This is a genomic window from Ruegeria sp. HKCCD7559 (genome assembly GCF_013110575.1).
In the GTDB taxonomy this organism is placed as follows: Bacteria; Pseudomonadota; Alphaproteobacteria; order Rhodobacterales; family Rhodobacteraceae; genus Ruegeria.
Window position 1 is genome coordinate 25,026 of sequence record NZ_WVQU01000005.1, and the last position, 13,116, is coordinate 38,141.

Here is a 13,116-nt window from a genome sequence, read left to right on the forward strand (position 1 = left end):
TGGTTAGTCTCCTGTTCTTCGAGGCGCGCGTGGCTATCAGCCGCCGCAGCCGCCGATTGTCACTTTCACGGTCGCGGATGCCTTGGCAAAGCTGCCATCTGCCATCTTCGCCACGGCAATGACATCCTGCGTTCCGGCAAGGCGGATACGAGTTGAGGCAGCCTGTTCAGCAGCCAGCGGGCCAAAGTTGAACGTTGCGACGCCCGGTTCGGGGTTGCCTGCTGCAACGATCAGAATCGACGCCGCACCCGGGGCGCTTACTTCGATCGGTACGGTGTTTCCGTTTTCGGCGATTTCAGGTGCCGTCAGTGTAACACCGCCGTCAGCCACATCCGCCCCACCGGTAAACGCGGCAATCGCATCCTCGGCGGCCGCGTTTGCACGAAACGGCATCATTGTCAGGAACGCGGCGCCCAGCCCAAGGGCCAGAGTTTCGCGGCGAGAGAGTTCCATTTTCAATCTCCTTTGAATCTTCGAAAAATCACGCTATCGAAGCGCGACTATTCCTCTTTCAGGGTTGCAAGAAACGCGACCACGTCTTCGATTTCCTGCGCTGTCAGGATCGACGTCAGGGGCTCGGTCGGGGCTTTGCCGGTATAGGCGTCGCCCGGGCGGATATAGCCGTCATCCTTGTAGAATGCCGGCATCACCGTGCCTTCGAACGTCATTTTCGCGTTTGCAACCAATCCGCGAAGCTCGGCCTCGGACCAACGATCACCGGCGCCATCCAACGCCGGGCCAACCTCGCCATGGAACGGGATATCGGCCAAAGCCGAGACCGAGTGGCACGCCACGCAATTGCCTTTTGACTTGTCGCCAACGATCAGCGCGCCATTTGCCGCGTCACCGGCTGCGCCGGTCAACGAGACCTCTACGGCACCGTATTCACCATAGGTTACGTTTTTCGGGTCGGTATCCGCGGCAAACGCGGCACCCCCTGTCATTGCGCAGACCAATGTTAAGAGTCTCAGCTTCATGATCCCTCCCATTTGCTAACACGCCGACGGCGCTTTGCGACCCAAAGCATTTGTGTACCGTAGTCGACGAGGGCGGTCTGTCGCAACATTAAATTCATTACAATGAATTTTTTTATTTATATCCCCGAACCTCAGTCTTGTGAAATATTGTTTCGCTCCTGAATGCGCCGTGCGTGGTAGCGCTGAAAATCTTCACCATTTTCAAGTTCGTACCGCTTTTCAAAGACCCAGGTGAACAGATCCAAAGTTGTTCCCTTCGAAAACGCCCCCGGCATGACTGCAACCGCTGCATCAATGGCGGTGGCGTCCTCGGGAACCTCTTCCGACAGAAATACAAGGGTCGGCGTAAACAGAATCCCCCATTTGCGCATCAACGCTCTTTGCTCGCTCTCTTCCCCGTCAAAGTCGGTGGCCGTGGTGCTTCCGTGCAGATCCAGTTGGACGACAAAGAAATTCTCTTCGATGTACGCCGCCAGGTCGGGCTGGGGGAAAACCTCTTCGTGCATTTTCTTGCAATAGATGCAGCCCTGTTGCTCGATTAACAAAACCAGGCGCTTGCCTTCATCTGACGCTTCTTCAAGATCCTCGCGAAGGTCTTTGAACGTGTCGCGCATCCACGGTGTTTTATGCAACCCGTCGTCGCCAAGCTCGGCGGCGGAAACCGCCACGCCCACTATGCATGCCATCAAAACTGACAATGTTCGCTTCATGTTTTCCTCCCGTATTATCCGATGGCCGCAAGCCAGGGCATATGGTCCAGCATCCATTGGGCCACGCGATTGATCGAGTTGGTTGCGATCAGAGCGCCGAACAGAATCAACAGACAGCCCATGGCCTTCTCGATCAGGGGTAAATGCTTTCTGAACCGCGCCATCCACTGCATGAAGGGGCGCACCAAAAAGGCCGCCAGAACAAAGGGGGCAGTCATTCCCGCCCCGTAAACGAACAGAAGCATCGCACCGCGCCAAGCCGTCTCGGTTCCGGCCGCCGTAAACAGGATTGCAGCAAGCACGGGCCCGACACAGGGCGTCCAGCCAAAAGCAAATGCCAGTCCCAGAACATACGCACCAATCAGGCTCAGGTTAGATGTTTCACCGACATCCGCCTGAAACTGGCGATACAGGAATCCGATGCGAATCAGCCCCAGGAAATGCAAGCCCATCGCCATGATGATGGCCGCGGCAATCCATCGAAGGATATCGAAGTATTCGCGGATCATTTGACCGAATATCGAAGCCGTGGCTCCAAGCGCCATAAAAATCGTTATGATCCCTGCTGCAAAAGCGATTGCAGAAAGCGTTGCCCTGCGGCGAACGTTGCCGGAAATGACTGAACTTGCAGAAATCTGCTCCATCCCGACACCCGCCAGGTAACTGAGGTAGAACGGCACAATCGGCAGGATGCACGGGGACAGAAATGACAACACCCCTGCGACCAAAGCCCCTGCAAAAGTGATGTCGAGCATGGTCAAACCCGTCCTGGCACGCTATCATTCATACATTCAAAGTAATAAAGATATAACGCTGCGGTCAATCGGAGCTTGAGATGCGCCACCTTTTCCTGCTTGTGCTTGCGGTCACGTTGCTTGTTTCGCCTTTGGCTTTACGGGCTGAAATGACGCTTCTGATGGCCGAAGAAGATGGGTGCATGTGGTGTGCCCGATGGGATTCCGAAATCTCGGGGATCTACCCGAAAACACAGGAAGGAAATGCCGCCCCGCTTCGGCGTGTCGACATCCATGAAACCCTGCCGGATGGGATCACCCTAAAACGACCTCTCCACTACACTCCGACCTTTGTTTTGTTGGACAACGGCCAAGAAGTCGGCCGGATCGAAGGCTACCCCGGCGAAGACTTTTTCTGGGGGTTGTTGGGCGTGATGCTACGTGACGCAGGGGTACAGGTTGAGACCTCTGGCTAATCGGCGGCAAATTACATAAACTGTTTTGAATGCGTGAAGCTGAGAAAGCGAGGCGATCCTTTTGGACAAACCATCGAAACTGCCGGTGTTCACAAAGGACATGTGTGCAGAAGATCTGGACCGAATGATGGAGAATGCCCAGACGGCATCAAACTTCCTGAAGGCCATCAGCCACGAAGGGCGTCTGATGATCTTGTGCTATCTGTCATCGGGTGAAAAGTCCGTCACCCAGATGGAAGAGATGCTGTCGGCGAGACAGGCCGCCGTATCCCAACAATTATCCCGACTGCGCTTTGAAGGCTTGGTCAAAACACGGCGCGAGGGTAAGACAATTTATTACAGATTGGCTGATGATCGTTCGACGCAAATACTGGAAGTCGTTTACGATCTTTTCTGCCGGGAGACGTAGAAGCCGGTCAAGACGCCGCCAGCTTTGGGAGGAGACTGGCAATGTTCGAAGCATTGGGAGACGCAAATGCCGTTGCTCTGATCGGTTTGATTGGGGGCATCGCTTTGGGGCTGGCTGCACGCATCGGTCGCTTTTGCACGTTGGGTGCCATCGAAGACTTCCTTTACGCAGGCGATGATCGGCGACTTCGCATGTGGGCGGTTGCGATTGGCGTCGCCATTGTTGGAAGCCATGCCGCCATGGCGTTCGGGTGGCTTGACCCTGTAGGAACACGCTACCTTGCCCAGACCTGGAACCCGATCGGTTCGATCGTGGGCGGCCTCATGTTCGGTTATGGAATGGCCATCAGCGGGAACTGCGGTTATGGGGCGCTGGCAAGGCTGGGAGGTGGCGACCTTCGATCCTTCGTCATCGTTTTGATCATGGGACTTTCGGCGTATGTAGTAATGTCCGGCCCCCTGGCATATCTGCGGGTTTGGCTGTTTCCAGTAGAAATGGATATCAGTGCCCCCCAAAGCGTCAGCTTTCTTGCCGAACGATTGACCTCAGTTCCGGCGTGGCTCGTCGGTTCTGCCGTCGGTGTTATTTTGGTGGTCTTCGCTTTGGCGAACCAGCAGTTCCGCCGTAAGCCAGCGCAGGTGTTCTGGGGATCTGTGGTTGGACTGGCGATCGTCTCGGGCTGGCTTGGCACGAACTGGGTAGCGACCCACGGCTTTGACGGTGAGCCGGTGCAAACCCATACCTTCGCTGCACCCTTGGGTGACACGATATTCTACTTGATGACAGCGTCCGGCAACACTTTGTCTTTTGCCGTCGGATCAGTCTCGGGCGTTCTGATCGGCGCGTTTTTGGGGTCTTGGTCAAAGGGTCATTTTCGCTGGGAAGCCTGCGAAGATCCACGCGAATTGAAACGGCAGATGCTGGGCGCGGCGATCATGGGCCCCGGAGCGATCATCGCAGTCGGTTGCAGCGTCGGACAAGGCATATCTGCCTTTTCACTTCTGGCCTACAGCGCGCCGGTGACATTCGCCGCGATCTTTGCGGGCGCGGCGCTTGGATTGAGACAGCTCGTGTCCGGACTGTCCTTCATTACCGAGCGCTGAGTTCTTAACACCACCATGCCTTATGCCAAAAAGGTGTCGGTCGCGCTGATCAGCCCCACTTGAGTGGTCAGGCTTTGTAAGTTGGTGCATGACCGGCCTTTGGTTGACCGACAGGATGGTTTGCAGCGCTTTCACCCGCAATGCCGCAGGGTCGGTCGAGAAACCTCCACAGCCCAATCGCATGTGTCACTCCGCAAAAGGCGGAACAGGAATCTTCAACGATCTTCAATGCTAAAAGAACCCAGCCTTTGAGCTGCAAGCCTTCAGGCAATCACGAGGCAGGTCTTGCCTCGGACAAACTATCAAAAAAGGCAACAAGGTCTTCAGCAACCGCAGCTTCGGCTTTCTGACACATTGAAGATCTTCCAGCGAAAACGAGAATTCGTCGTCAGCAAAGACCCTGCAAATCCACAAGGCCACTGAGGCAGCAGACATCACCGCACAGCCAGCCAGGTCTGCGATATTTGAAATCTCCGCCCTGTCTGGCTGCACATGTTGCAGTCTCGGCAAGTGACACGCATTTCTTCGTAAAGCTTTTGTCAGCCTGAATGAATTAGCGCTTTTGCCAAGAACCGGCCTTAGTTCATGCCCAAGGCTTCTTTGTACATCTCGATGACAGCCTCTTGCTCGGCAATATCATCCTTGTCTCTTTTTCTGAGAGAAATGATGCTGCGAAGAGCCTTCACATCGTAGCCGCGCGATTTACTCTCTGCGTACACTTCCTTTATTTGATCCGCGATGTCTTTCTTTTCCAACTCCAGGCGCTCGATACGCTCAACAAATTGGCGCAGCTCCCCAGAGGTGACCTTGTAACTTGCTTCTGCTTCTTCCGACATGCTCATCCAATTCTTCCCAATTCTGGATCATCACCGCTAAGAGAATACAGTTCATACCACCTGTATTCGCCTCAAGCTGTGGTTGCTACACACAAAACAGTTTTCTGGAGGCAAAAGCAACGACGTGCCCGGGCCTCGGCCATGGCTTCTTTCCGCTGTTCCACCAGGTTGTTTTCACCGCATCCAGACCCTCAAACCGTTCGATGAACTGGCACGGCTCATCGGCAGTCACGCGACAGTTGGCGGCAGTCTGATCTTTGATGATGCCTTCCATACGCGTCGGTCCCAAGGGCTGAAATCTGATGCAGGAAGCCGGATACAATGCCGCCGCCCGGGTCGCAAGCACCCAATCCCACCCAATCCCCAAGCGCACTTGTACGGCGTGATCCGTTCCGGTAAGCGCTGGGGTAGTTCACGAAGAGATGTAGGGCACCATGTTCGAATTCATCATTTGGGGCGGCGCAGCCCTTTCTCTGACCGGCCTCGCCGGCCTGATCTGGTGCATTCTTCGCGTGATGAAAGCGCGCAAGGCGGGTCTGTCAGACGACGAACTGCGCGCGACCGTTCAGGGCGTTTTGCCCTGGAACCTGACGTCTTTGTTCCTGTCCGTCCTTGGATTGATGCTGGTCATCCTCGGGATATCCTTTGGATGACCACTTGTTTCAAATCGGCAGGTTATCGAACTGCGCTTCCATGGCGTCTTCGCACAGGGCTGCATCCAGACGCCGCAGGCGGGACGGCACCTGCATCCCCTGCTGTCGCATACGGTCGACAACCTTGCTCACACTCGGTTGAAGCGCCAAACGCGTATCAAGGCTCGCATTTCTGAGCTCTTGTTCAAGCCGTTCTGCTTCGGAATAAAGACTTGTTGATGTCATAGTACCCTCCCAAGTGTCGCCAGTATCCCAGATATAGGTAACGGGAATAAGACCCGCTGATATTAACCTGAAATTGTGCAGGATATTGCCCAACACATTCGCGTTTTCGGCAATCCGGCGCGGATGGGCTAAAGTTTAAGCTGATTTAATCGTGAATGCCTTGACGCGCATCAAACACAGGTTCGATGTTGCGTCACATTCCATTTTACATATATGATAATGACAACCGATACGGAGGAAATCATGACACCAGCAGTGAAAGCGTTTTTTGACGATCAAACCTTCACGGTGTCCTATGTTGTTCATGAACCGCAAGGGCGTGCCTGCGCCATCATCGACAGTGTTCTGGATTTCGATCATGCTTCGGGGCGCACAGAGACAAAATCGGCTGACGCAATCATCGACTTTGTGCGCGCGCGCGATCTAAAGGTCGAATGGATTCTGGAAAGCCACGTTCACGCCGATCACCTGTCTGCGGCCCCCTACCTGCAACAGGAACTGGGCGGCAAAATTGGAATTGGCGCTCAGATCGTCACCGTGCAGGACACGTTCGGCAAAGTCTTCAATGAAGGAACCGAGTTCCAGCGCGATGGCAGCCAGTTCGACGCCTTGTTCTCGGAGGGGGACAGTTTTCACATTGGGCAGATGCGCGGCGATGTTCTCCATACCCCGGGCCATACCCCGGCCTGCCTGACCTATGTGATAGGCGACGCCGCCTTTGTGGGCGACACGCTGTTCATGCCGGATTTCGGCACGGCCCGCTGCGATTTTCCCGGAGGCTCCTCAGCCACATTGTTTGAATCGATCCAAAAAATCCTGTCGCTGCCGGACGAAACGCGCATCTTTGTCGGGCACGACTACAAAGCGCCGGGCCGCGATGAATACGCCTGGGAAACGACGGTAGGCGAACAGAAAGCGCTGAACGTCCATATCGGACAAGGACGCAGCATCGAAGAATTCGTGGAAATGCGCGACGCAAGGGACGCCACCCTTGCCATGCCGCGCCTGATCCTGCCCTCTTTGCAGGTCAACATGCGGGCGGGGCAAATGCCGCCTGCTGATGAGCAAGGCGATGTATTCCTGAAGCTGCCGGTGAACAAAATCTGACGCAAGTCAAATCAATTAAAAAAGGATAAACCCACATGAACATCGAGTGGATCTGGGGGCTGTGCGGTGGCCTGCTGATTGGCCTGGGCGGAGCCGTGTACCTGCTTGGAAATGGCAGGATCATGGGTGCAAGCGGCATTTTGGGTGGCCTTGTCGACGGTGAGGCCCGCGACACCAAAGCCGAACGCGTGGCCTTTATCGCCGGGTTGATCGGTGTGCCGCTTCTGCTGCGACCACTGATCGCCCCCGAGACCCAAACGCATCTCACCAGCAATCTGGGCCTTGTTGTTGTGGCCGGGCTTCTGGTCGGTGTGGGAACGCGTATCGCCAATGGCTGCACGTCGGGTCACGGGGTCTGTGGCATCTCGCGATTTTCTCTGCGCGGCATCGTGGCCACCGTATTCTATATCCTTGCCGGCGGAATGACCCTCGTTCTGCTGCGCCATGTTTGGGGGTTGATCTGATGCGCCTTTTGATTGCTTTGCTCGCAGGATCGCTGTTCGGTGCCGGATTGTTGATTTCGGGCATGACGGACACGACCAAGGTTCAGGGATGGTTGGATGTTTTCGGAAACTGGGACCCGACCCTGGCCTTTGTGATGGGCGGCGCCATCCTGCCGATGCTTGTAGCCTGGAGGCTTACCTCTGGGCGCAAGGCCTTGACCGGAGGCGATTTTCCACCCCCTGCAAGGTCCGAGGTTGATCGCAGGCTCATCATTGGTTCCGTCCTGTTCGGAATGGGCTGGGGCTTGGCCGGGCTTTGCCCGGGACCGGCGATGGCCTCGCTGACCTATGGTGGTTTGGGTGGCCTGGTCTTCCTGATCGCGATGGTTGCAGGCATGTTCATCGCGCCAACGCTGGGGGCGCAACTGGACAGAGCCGCAAACGCGGCCTAAGGATTTGGCATGGAGATTCGACCGATCACGCCCCGCTATGCTGTCTCACCGCAGATCACTATAGAAGACGTCCCGGCAATTGCCGAGGCAGGCTTTGTCAAGGTGATCTGCAACCGGCCCGATGTTGAGGTTCCCGCAGTCATGCAATCCGACGCGATCGGTGAAGCCGTCCGTGCGGCAGGCATGGACTACGAGGTGTTGGAGCTGACCCACCAGACCATGACGCCCGAGATTGCAAAGCAGCAGCGTGACCTGGCAGAAAGCTGCGATGGCCCGGTTCTGGCTTATTGCGCCTCGGGCACTCGGTGTTCGGTGGTCTGGGCCCTTGGTCAATGCGACCGCATGAGCACAGACGACATTCTGGCCGCCACGACAAATGCCGGATATCAACTGGAAAACCTGCGCCCTGCACTAGAGCATTTTCGCAGCCAGGCAGACTAAACCCTATTCTGCGTCGGAATTCGTGTCGGCTGCGTCAAGGCCAGCCAGTTGCGAAATCTCTGCGACCATCCGTTCGGAATCGTTCAGTGACAGATCGGTGTCCGTAAGATCCAAACCCGCGTCCTCAATTTCCGGAGGCATGGCATCCAACGCGCCGGAAACCGGTTCGACCAGGTCATCGTGCGGCTGCATTCTCCCTCGGCTTTCGATGAACTCCTGCGCTTCGTCCCCCGACAAGGCGGGCAGGGTCGAATGTTCGTTCAACCGAACGGCGCGCAACCCGCCACATTGACCAAGGCGGCCAATACCCGTTGGCTTTCGGTCGATGGTCAATATCTCAGTTCTGTCCAGGCGCGCCCCGCGCAATGGCAAAACACATCCAGGTTGAATCTCTGACAGATCGGACAGTGGCAGCGACATCCGGCACAAAACGGCCTTCAGTTCCGCCCGAACAACACCCGATGCCTGCTCAAGCCGGGGACCGGCCGGATCCGTGACCTCCTCTGCCTTTTCCGGCGTGGCAAGATGCTCTGGAAGAAAGATCGAGATCTGTCCCTGCTGCGCCCCGCCGGCCAGATCAACCGTCAGATCGAAGACGCGGTATTCATCTTCTGTCATGGCCAACGACAAGCCGCGCGAATCTTTCGTACGTGCCGCGAACTCGTATCCCGTCAGGCAGACCTGCTCGGCCGCAGCGTCTATTGAGCCGGCAGTCAAGGTCAGAGCGGTTTCGATGAATGGCACCACCATGGCGGCGTCCGTATCCGTAAAGGCCCTTGGGGCCGGATCACCGGGCAGTATTTCACCGATGGTTTGGGTTTGCACAATGGCGGACACCACATGCGGGCTCAGGCAAATCCCTGCGCGCCGCTCCGGCCCGTCAAACACCAACATAAGCCAATCCTGAGCGAATGATTCCGCCATGTCATCCTGCGTGCGGCTGGCCTGTTTTGCCCCGATGACAGCCAGGGGAAGGTTCAATCGATCACTTGCTGCCCGCGCAAACCCCAAGCGCAGCGCCCGCAAAACCGAACGCGGGCGATCGCCCAGATCTTTTCGTCCAACAGACAGTTTGCGCGCCAAAGCAGCGCTGACGGTTTGTGACATGTCGCCCGATCACCAGTTGCTTCAATAACTGGCTATTGGTTTACCCTGCCGAGCGTTACGAAGTTCTTTATGGCCGTGTCATTGCGCGGCCTGCTGGAAAGCCAAAGGCAAGCTGACCCGGAACGCCGCACCGCCCTGCCCGGGCAAATATGTGATCTCACCGCCCAACCGTTGCATGATCTCACGGCAAATGGCCAAACCCAGACCTGCGCCCCCTGCCTTGTCGACCCCGACACGAGCAAATTTCTCGAACACCATCGAACGCGCGCCGGGTGGAATGCCGCTGCCGTTGTCGATGAAATCTATGATGACCCTGCCGCCGACGTCGTGGGCTGAAATGACCAATACCGGTTCTTCCGCGTCACAGTATTTCTGCGCGTTCGAGATCAGGTTGATGAACACCTGCCCCAACCGGTCCAGATCCGTATGCAGGGACATTCGCTCGGCCGTAAGAGTCCGGCGAACCGTGATTTTCCGCTCTGCTCCGGCCAGCGCGCTGGACACCGCCCGGTCCAGAACCGAACGCAAACTGTCATCGCTGAGGTTCAGATTGACCTGCCCGTTTTCCAGCACGCTCAGGTCCAGCAGATCGTCGAGAAGCCGGGTCAGGCGCAAGGCCTCATCGTGAATGATTGCGGCATAACGGGTCTGTTCCTCACGGCTCAGGCCCTCTGTATCCCGCATGATCTCGGAAAACGCCCGTATCGAGGTCATCGGCGTGCGCAACTCGTGACTGACCTGGCTCAGGAAGCTGTCTTTTTGTTCGGAAATCTGCGTAAGCTTGGTGTTTGCTTCGCGCAATTGGCGCGCCGTACGGGACAACTCCGACGACTTCTCTTCCAACTTCCCCGAATACTCCAGAAGCTGCGCCGATTCATCCGCCACCGCCAGCAGATCTTCTACGGAAACTGAAGACCCTCCGACGATTTGGGCAATCATCGCATGCGCAGTGGCGGTGCCAACCGACCCGCTCAACTCTCGCTCCAGCCGGTTCAGGAAACCCGGGGTCGGTTCCGGCATATGCGACCGGCCGCCCTGTTTTTCAGCCTCTGCCTGAAAGAACTCCTGCGCTGGCGCGGTGCCCAGAATACGCTGTGTCATGATCATCAGGTCTTCGCTTTGCGCAACCGAGCCGGACCAGCCACCGGGTGAAACCGAGTGGTCGAAAACATTGACGAATTGCGCACCCTGCAAACGCTCCAGAGGGCTGGGAAAGCTCAGAAGGGACGCTATGCAAAAGGCAATGGTGTTCAGGGACAGGGACCACATCACGGTATGGACCATCGGATCGATCCCTTCGATCCCGAACAGGGCATGAGGACGCAACCAAGCAAGGCCGAACAGCCCATTCTGCATGACGGCCTCCGGCATCCACGGCGCGCCCATACCTGGCAACAACAGCGTATATATCCAAAGTGCGAAACCGACGCTCAACCCGACCAGCGCCCCTGTCCGGGTTGCTCCGCGCCAGAACAATCCCCCGACCAAAGCAGGTAGAATCTGCGAGATTCCGGCAAAGGCAATCAATCCGATCGAGGCCAGCGCCGCACCACCACCGGACAACCGATAGTAAAAGTAACCCAACGCCATGATCACGGCGATGGACACGCGGCGCGCAACCAGAACGATGCTGCGCACATCGCCCGAGACCGAGCCCGTACCCTCATGCGTGTTCAACCAAATGGGCATGACCACATGGTTCGAGACCATCGTAGACAAGGCCATTGCGCTGACGATGACCATCGACGTTGCGGACGAAAACCCGCCGATAAAGGACAGCATGGCCAACCAGTCATTGCCCTGCGACAGCGGCACCGTCAGCACGAACAGATCGGGATTGGCCCCTTCTGGCAACAGGTCCAGACCAACGACGGCAATTGGCACGACAAAAAGACTCATCAAAAGCAGATAGAGCGGAAACGCCCAGGCGGCGGTTCGCAGATGGCTTTCGTCATCATTTTCGACCACCATAACCTGAAACATGCGCGGCAGGCAGATAAAGGCCGCGGCGGACAGGAATATGAAAGTCGTCCAGCGCCCGGCATCGACGTTCCACTCTCCGATTTCCGAGGCATCTATCCTATCCATCATCGGGCCAACGCCACCGGCAATGCCCCACACCACGAAAACGCCCACGGCGATAAGAGCAAACAGTTTGACAACGGCCTCCACGGCGATGGCGGTGACCACACCGTGGTGGCGCTCGTTCACGTCCAGATTGCGCGTGCCGAAAAGAATTGCGAACACCGCAAGCCCCGCTGCCATCCAGAATACACTGGACCCTTCGCGGTACAGACCCGATGAATCGGCTTCGGCAAAAATCGAAAAGGACAAGGTGATTGATTGCAACTGGAGCGCGATGTAGGGTGTTCCGCCAAGCACGGCAAGAATGGTCACACACACGGCAAGCGTGTTCGACTTGCCATAGCGCGATGACAACAGGTCCGCGATAGAGGTCACACGCTGACTGCGCCCAACCCTCACCAGTTTGCGCAGTCCCCACCACCAACTGACCATCACCAGGGTTGGGCCAAGGTAAATCGTTACAAACTCCAACCCGGACCGCGCGGCATTGCCCACCGCACCATAGAACGTCCATGCCGTGCAATAGATCGACAGCGACAAGGTATAGATCAGGGGCGAGCGCAGCCACTTGCCCCGCCCTGCCGCAGCCATTCGGTCAGCGGCGAAAGCCACGGCGAACAAGAAAATGACATAGCCAAGGCAGACCAGGATCAGCGTGTTAATGGTTGCCATCACTCAGCGTCCGCGTCTTGATCCTCGCGCACGCCCAAACGGCGGGCGGCAATTCCAAAAACCAACCCAACCACGATCAGAGCGCCCCAGCAGACAAAGATGTAATACATTGCTGAAGACAAGGGGACAGCCTCGCCCTTGCCGGGCTGATCGGGCCACAATAGCGGAAGCGCCAGCAGAGCCGCCCCCAAGAACGGCAGCAGCCGCGCCGCATCCGCCAGCCTACGTCGGCGATAGCTTTGACGTTCGAGAAAAAGCGAGGGGCGTGCGCCCTGTGGTGCGCCCTTTTTGCCCTCGCCAGACATCATATTCGCGTCGCCTGCGCGTGAAGATCGCGCACAGCCGTCAGAACTTCGGCATTGGAAAACGGTTTGGTCATGAAACGGCTGACACCAGCGTTTTCCGCCATTTCCCTGTCGCGCGATTGACCGCGCGCCGTCAGCATCAAAACCGGCAAACCTGCCAGCTCTTCCATCTCTCGGATGTCCCGCAGGATATCCATGCCACTCTTGCCCGGCAGCATGACGTCCAGAATGACCAGATCGGGCTGTGCCCTCTGAATCACCTGAACCGCATCCGTGCCATCGCCATGCGTGTCCACCTGCCATCCCTCGCGGGTCAGCAGAAACCGGATTGCTTCGGCAATGTTCGGCTCGTCCTCGATTAACAGAACCTTACGGCTCATA

At 56.9% G+C, this 13,116-nt stretch carries 19 protein-coding genes; 8 read left to right on the forward strand and 11 right to left on the reverse strand.

Annotated features, from left to right (window positions below; genetic code table 11):
* Nucleotides 1-36 precede the first annotated feature (36 nt).
* From soxY to GS605_RS14025, 4 genes are all read right to left on the reverse strand, one after another.
* Complete coding sequence (gene soxY, locus GS605_RS14010) at nt 37-453, reverse strand: thiosulfate oxidation carrier protein SoxY (RefSeq protein WP_152457370.1); 417 nt, start codon at nt 451-453, stop codon at nt 37-39.
* A 47-nt stretch (nt 454-500) separates the two neighbouring features.
* A complete protein-coding gene (gene soxX / locus GS605_RS14015; protein WP_171638149.1) occupies nt 501-977 on the reverse strand; it encodes a sulfur oxidation c-type cytochrome SoxX in 477 nt (158 codons plus the stop codon).
* Nucleotides 978-1,108: 131 nt separating this feature from the next.
* Nucleotides 1,109-1,687 (reverse strand): thioredoxin family protein, encoded by a 579-nt coding sequence (locus GS605_RS14020; RefSeq protein WP_171724377.1) that lies wholly within the window; start codon nt 1,685-1,687, stop codon nt 1,109-1,111.
* A gap of 14 nt (nt 1,688-1,701) precedes the next feature.
* The gene (locus tag GS605_RS14025) at nt 1,702-2,442 is read right to left on the reverse strand and encodes a cytochrome c biogenesis CcdA family protein (RefSeq protein WP_171724378.1); all 741 of its coding nucleotides are present in this window, start codon (nt 2,440-2,442) and stop codon (nt 1,702-1,704) included.
* Between the two features lie 80 nt (nt 2,443-2,522).
* On the opposite strand from GS605_RS14025, the gene GS605_RS14030 reads away from it, so the two are divergent.
* The 3 genes from GS605_RS14030 to GS605_RS14040 all read left to right on the forward strand — a co-directional run bounded on the left by GS605_RS14030 (nt 2,523) and on the right by GS605_RS14040 (nt 4,409).
* Nucleotides 2,523-2,897, forward strand: coding sequence for a hypothetical protein (locus GS605_RS14030; RefSeq protein ID WP_171724379.1), 375 nt, complete (start codon nt 2,523-2,525; stop codon nt 2,895-2,897).
* A 100-nt stretch (nt 2,898-2,997) separates the two neighbouring features.
* The gene (locus tag GS605_RS14035; protein WP_152459831.1) at nt 2,998-3,306 is read left to right on the forward strand and encodes a metalloregulator ArsR/SmtB family transcription factor; all 309 of its coding nucleotides are present in this window, start codon (nt 2,998-3,000) and stop codon (nt 3,304-3,306) included.
* Between the two features lie 41 nt (nt 3,307-3,347).
* Nucleotides 3,348-4,409: a YeeE/YedE family protein gene (locus GS605_RS14040; RefSeq protein WP_171638157.1), complete on the forward strand. Its 1,062-nt coding sequence runs from the start codon at nt 3,348-3,350 to the stop codon at nt 4,407-4,409.
* A 578-nt stretch (nt 4,410-4,987) separates the two neighbouring features.
* On the opposite strand, the gene GS605_RS14045 is transcribed toward GS605_RS14040, so the two are convergent.
* Entirely contained in the window at nt 4,988-5,251 is a 264-nt protein-coding gene (locus GS605_RS14045; RefSeq protein ID WP_152457363.1) for a DUF2312 domain-containing protein, read from the reverse strand.
* Nucleotides 5,252-5,330: 79 nt separating this feature from the next.
* Nucleotides 5,331-5,519: a hypothetical protein gene (locus GS605_RS14050; RefSeq protein WP_171638158.1), complete on the reverse strand. Its 189-nt coding sequence runs from the start codon at nt 5,517-5,519 to the stop codon at nt 5,331-5,333.
* 160 nt (nt 5,520-5,679) lie between these two features.
* On the opposite strand from GS605_RS14050, the gene GS605_RS14055 reads away from it, so the two are divergent.
* Nucleotides 5,680-5,898 carry a hypothetical protein gene (locus GS605_RS14055; protein WP_171724380.1) on the forward strand — a complete coding sequence of 73 codons (219 nt, stop codon included), beginning with the start codon at nt 5,680-5,682 and terminating at the stop codon, nt 5,896-5,898.
* 9 nt (nt 5,899-5,907) lie between these two features.
* Here GS605_RS14055 and GS605_RS14060 read toward each other — a convergent pair whose 3' ends face one another.
* Complete coding sequence (locus GS605_RS14060; protein ID WP_171638160.1) at nt 5,908-6,123, reverse strand: hypothetical protein; 216 nt, start codon at nt 6,121-6,123, stop codon at nt 5,908-5,910.
* Nucleotides 6,124-6,366: 243 nt separating this feature from the next.
* Here GS605_RS14060 and GS605_RS14065 point away from each other — a divergent pair, with 243 nt between their 5' ends.
* The 4 genes from GS605_RS14065 to GS605_RS14080 are packed head-to-tail and all read left to right on the forward strand — an operon-like array spanning nt 6,367 to nt 8,566.
* Nucleotides 6,367-7,230 (forward strand): MBL fold metallo-hydrolase, encoded by an 864-nt coding sequence (locus tag GS605_RS14065; protein ID WP_171638162.1) that lies wholly within the window; start codon nt 6,367-6,369, stop codon nt 7,228-7,230.
* Between the two features lie 35 nt (nt 7,231-7,265).
* A complete protein-coding gene (locus tag GS605_RS14070) occupies nt 7,266-7,694 on the forward strand; it encodes a YeeE/YedE family protein (RefSeq protein WP_171724381.1) in 429 nt (142 codons plus the stop codon).
* A complete protein-coding gene (locus GS605_RS14075; protein WP_171724382.1) occupies nt 7,694-8,125 on the forward strand; it encodes a DUF6691 family protein in 432 nt (143 codons plus the stop codon). The genes GS605_RS14070 and GS605_RS14075 overlap by 1 nt, the downstream gene beginning before the upstream one ends.
* 9 nt (nt 8,126-8,134) lie before the next feature.
* Nucleotides 8,135-8,566: a TIGR01244 family sulfur transferase gene (locus GS605_RS14080; RefSeq protein ID WP_171724383.1), complete on the forward strand. Its 432-nt coding sequence runs from the start codon at nt 8,135-8,137 to the stop codon at nt 8,564-8,566.
* 3 nt (nt 8,567-8,569) lie between these two features.
* Here the strand turns inward: GS605_RS14080 and GS605_RS14085 are convergent, their stop codons facing one another.
* From GS605_RS14085 to GS605_RS14100, 4 genes are all read right to left on the reverse strand, one after another.
* A complete protein-coding gene (locus GS605_RS14085; protein WP_171724384.1) occupies nt 8,570-9,673 on the reverse strand; it encodes a FliM/FliN family flagellar motor C-terminal domain-containing protein in 1,104 nt (367 codons plus the stop codon).
* A gap of 78 nt (nt 9,674-9,751) precedes the next feature.
* Entirely contained in the window at nt 9,752-12,430 is a 2,679-nt protein-coding gene (locus tag GS605_RS14090; RefSeq protein WP_171638170.1) for a sensor histidine kinase, read from the reverse strand.
* Nucleotides 12,430-12,738 carry a hypothetical protein gene (locus GS605_RS14095; RefSeq protein ID WP_245218138.1) on the reverse strand — a complete coding sequence of 103 codons (309 nt, stop codon included), beginning with the start codon at nt 12,736-12,738 and terminating at the stop codon, nt 12,430-12,432. Before GS605_RS14095 ends, GS605_RS14090 begins: the two co-directional genes overlap by 1 nt.
* Nucleotides 12,735-13,115 carry a response regulator transcription factor gene (locus tag GS605_RS14100; RefSeq protein WP_152457354.1) on the reverse strand — a complete coding sequence of 127 codons (381 nt, stop codon included), beginning with the start codon at nt 13,113-13,115 and terminating at the stop codon, nt 12,735-12,737. Before GS605_RS14100 ends, GS605_RS14095 begins: the two co-directional genes overlap by 4 nt.
* Nucleotide 13,116: the final 1 nt, after the last annotated feature.

Bases quoted from the DNA above. Each gene is read 5' to 3' on its own strand.
- GS605_RS14055 (WP_171724380.1), top strand. From the start codon at position 5,680: ATGTTCGAATTCATCATTTGGGGCGGCGCAGCCCTTTCTCTGACCGGC.
- soxX (WP_171638149.1), bottom strand. From the start codon at position 977: ATGAAGCTGAGACTCTTAACATTGGTCTGCGCAATGACAGGGGGTGCC.
- GS605_RS14100 (WP_152457354.1), bottom strand. From the start codon at position 13,115: ATGAGCCGTAAGGTTCTGTTAATCGAGGACGAGCCGAACATTGCCGAA.
- GS605_RS14085 (WP_171724384.1), bottom strand. From the start codon at position 9,673: ATGTCACAAACCGTCAGCGCTGCTTTGGCGCGCAAACTGTCTGTTGGA.
- GS605_RS14065 (WP_171638162.1), top strand. From the start codon at position 6,367: ATGACACCAGCAGTGAAAGCGTTTTTTGACGATCAAACCTTCACGGTG.
- GS605_RS14050 (WP_171638158.1), bottom strand. From the start codon at position 5,519: ATGGAAGGCATCATCAAAGATCAGACTGCCGCCAACTGTCGCGTGACT.
- soxY (WP_152457370.1), bottom strand. From the start codon at position 453: ATGGAACTCTCTCGCCGCGAAACTCTGGCCCTTGGGCTGGGCGCCGCG.
- GS605_RS14070 (WP_171724381.1), top strand. From the start codon at position 7,266: ATGAACATCGAGTGGATCTGGGGGCTGTGCGGTGGCCTGCTGATTGGC.
- GS605_RS14045 (WP_152457363.1), bottom strand. From the start codon at position 5,251: ATGAGCATGTCGGAAGAAGCAGAAGCAAGTTACAAGGTCACCTCTGGG.
- GS605_RS14030 (WP_171724379.1), top strand. From the start codon at position 2,523: ATGCGCCACCTTTTCCTGCTTGTGCTTGCGGTCACGTTGCTTGTTTCG.
- GS605_RS14075 (WP_171724382.1), top strand. From the start codon at position 7,694: ATGCGCCTTTTGATTGCTTTGCTCGCAGGATCGCTGTTCGGTGCCGGA.
- GS605_RS14060 (WP_171638160.1), bottom strand. From the start codon at position 6,123: ATGACATCAACAAGTCTTTATTCCGAAGCAGAACGGCTTGAACAAGAG.
- GS605_RS14080 (WP_171724383.1), top strand. From the start codon at position 8,135: ATGGAGATTCGACCGATCACGCCCCGCTATGCTGTCTCACCGCAGATC.
- GS605_RS14020 (WP_171724377.1), bottom strand. From the start codon at position 1,687: ATGAAGCGAACATTGTCAGTTTTGATGGCATGCATAGTGGGCGTGGCG.
- GS605_RS14040 (WP_171638157.1), top strand. From the start codon at position 3,348: ATGTTCGAAGCATTGGGAGACGCAAATGCCGTTGCTCTGATCGGTTTG.
- GS605_RS14095 (WP_245218138.1), bottom strand. From the start codon at position 12,738: ATGATGTCTGGCGAGGGCAAAAAGGGCGCACCACAGGGCGCACGCCCC.
- GS605_RS14090 (WP_171638170.1), bottom strand. From the start codon at position 12,430: ATGGCAACCATTAACACGCTGATCCTGGTCTGCCTTGGCTATGTCATT.
- GS605_RS14025 (WP_171724378.1), bottom strand. From the start codon at position 2,442: ATGCTCGACATCACTTTTGCAGGGGCTTTGGTCGCAGGGGTGTTGTCA.
- GS605_RS14035 (WP_152459831.1), top strand. From the start codon at position 2,998: ATGTGTGCAGAAGATCTGGACCGAATGATGGAGAATGCCCAGACGGCA.